Source organism: Streptomyces regalis (assembly GCF_001509475.1).
GTDB lineage: Bacteria > Actinomycetota > Actinomycetes > Streptomycetales > Streptomycetaceae > Streptomyces > Streptomyces regalis.
On the sequence record NZ_LLZG01000179.1, the window covers coordinates 1 to 2,094 of the forward strand.

General features: G+C 67.0%; 2 protein-coding genes and 1 pseudogene. All 3 read right to left on the reverse strand.

Going from position 1 to position 2,094, the window contains the following annotated elements; translation table 11 throughout:
• Positions 1-573 (reverse strand): MFS transporter (locus ADL12_RS21315; RefSeq protein WP_167364419.1); only part of this gene is annotated, 573 nt, incomplete at its 3' end.
• Between the two features lie 75 nt (positions 574-648).
• Positions 649-1,241 (reverse strand): annotated as a pseudogene (locus tag ADL12_RS21320) (VC0807 family protein); the annotation flags it as partial.
• 87 nt (positions 1,242-1,328) lie between these two features.
• On the reverse strand, positions 1,329-1,973 hold the full coding sequence (locus ADL12_RS21325; RefSeq protein ID WP_062704270.1) for an HAD family hydrolase: 645 nt from the start codon (positions 1,971-1,973) through the stop codon (positions 1,329-1,331).
• Positions 1,974-2,094: the final 121 nt, after the last annotated feature.

Consider the following 2,094-nt stretch of genomic DNA (forward strand, 5'->3'; position numbering starts at 1 on the left):
CTCCACACGTACGGACCCCCCGTCGACGTACCACCGACTCCCCACCATCGCGCCCGGCAGCAACACCACAACAACGGGCAGATACGACACAACCAGCGCCAGATGCCAGTGCGCCCCCACCCAGGCCAGCGAGGCCCCCACAATCCCGCCCAGGCTGTACACCGCATGAAAACTGAGCATGATGCTGCGCCCGTACGACCGCTGCAGGCTCACCCCGAGCATGTTCATCGAGGCGTCGAGCACCCCCACGGCCAGACCGAACACCGCGAGCGCAATGCCCAGTTCGACCATCCGCTGCCCCGCCCCGACGCCGAGCAGTGCCAGGAGCACGACGGGCTGGGACCACCGCAGCAGCCGGCTCGGCGGTATCCGCTTCACCAGCCGCTCGGTCGTCACACTCCCGATTCCGGCCAGGATCGGTACGGCGGCGAGAAAGGCGGGCAGTAGCGCGTCGGAGACCCCGTACCGGTCCTGAATGGCCGGAATCCGGGTCACGAGCAGCGCGAAGGCGACACCCTGAGCGAAGAAGCTGAACGCCAACGAGGCCCTACCGCGCCGCAGCACATCAGTCATGGCGGCGAGCGTAGGGCCCCGGCGTACCGGTGGGTAGATCCAGCCAAAGATGAATTCTCCTCAGCTTTACCTTCCTCACTCGGCAACGGCCCCCACAGCCACAGGAACAGGGGCAGCGCCCGAGCGGTCCGTGCCCTTGTCGCACACCTCCCGCGCGAGCATGGCCGCCATCGGCCCGGCCGCCGGGGCCCCGCTGACGATGAACCCGAGAACCATGGCGACGATCACGATGACGGTGCCCAGCCAGACCATCGTGTCCACCGGCAGCGTGTACACCCCCACGATCCGCACCACACACTCACTGAGCAGCACACCACACCCCACACCACGGAGAACACCCGCTCGGCCCGCCGGAAGTCCTCGGACCCGTTCTGCAGCCGCGCCCAGGCGGCCTCCCGCGTCTCGTCGCCCTTCACCAGCCAGGGCTTCATACCGGCGGTCATCATCGGCCTGCCCATCGCCACGGAGACCAGCATCCCGATCCCGACCGCACTGCTGACCTCGCTGTCCTTCACGAGCATCAGCCGCGGATCCCCGGCGACGAAACTGAGCAGCAGCCCGACCACATTGACGAACAGGATCAGCACGGCCAGCCCGTTGACCGCCCGGTCCTTGACCACACCCCACGCGGTCCGCCCGGCCGGCACCACACTGCTCCACCCCAACGCGCGAGCGTGCTCATTCATGCCCCCAGCTTCGCGGCGGGCCCCCGGACGCCAGCAGAAACGATCGTCCGGACCTCGGCATGACAAATGTCAGACCAGCAGGTCAGCCAACTCCCCCATATCGGAGAAGAGTTGAGTGGCCCCCACCAGCCTCTCGGCCGGCGTCATCGCCGTGAACCCGTACACGTCCATCCCAGCCCCGACAGCCGCCCGCACCCCCAACGGGCTGTCCTCGATCACCACACACCGAGCCGGCGCAACCTCCATCAGCTCGGCGGCATACAGAAACAGATCCGGTGCCGGCTTCCCCCGCCCCACATCCTGCGAACTGAAGATCCGCCCGTCATCGAACCACCGGTCCAGCCCGGTCTTCCGATGCCCCACCCGAATCCGCTCATGACTCCCGGAGGACGCGACACAGTACGGCACCCCATCCGCAGCCAACTTCTCCAGCACCCCGACGGCCCCGGCCACCGGCTCCAACTCCCGCTCGAAGGCAGCAAAAACCCGCCCATGAAAAACGTCGTCGAAGTCTTCCGGCAGCCGCCGCCCGGTCCGCTCCTCCACCAGATCGTGTACGCGGTGCATGGCGGCGCCCATGTAGTCGTGCACGGAGTCCTCGTACGAGGTCGGATGCCCGAGCTCGGTGAGGTAGCCGGCGAGGAGCCTGTTGGAGATGGGCTCGCTGTCGACGAGCACACCGTCGTTGTCAAAGATGACGAGGTCATAGCGCATACCCAGACCCTAATCGGACCCGAAACGCAGAAAGCCCCCGTGCCGGTATCCCCGGCCGGGGGCTTTCTCAAAATTTGTTCGGCGGCGTCCTACTCTCCCACAGGGTCCCCCCTGCAGTACC

What these genes read in the sequence shown, in the direction of transcription:
- ADL12_RS21325 (WP_062704270.1), bottom strand. Translation starts at nt 1,973, where the DNA reads ATGCGCTATGACCTCGTCATCTTTGACAACGACGGTGTGCTCGTCGAC.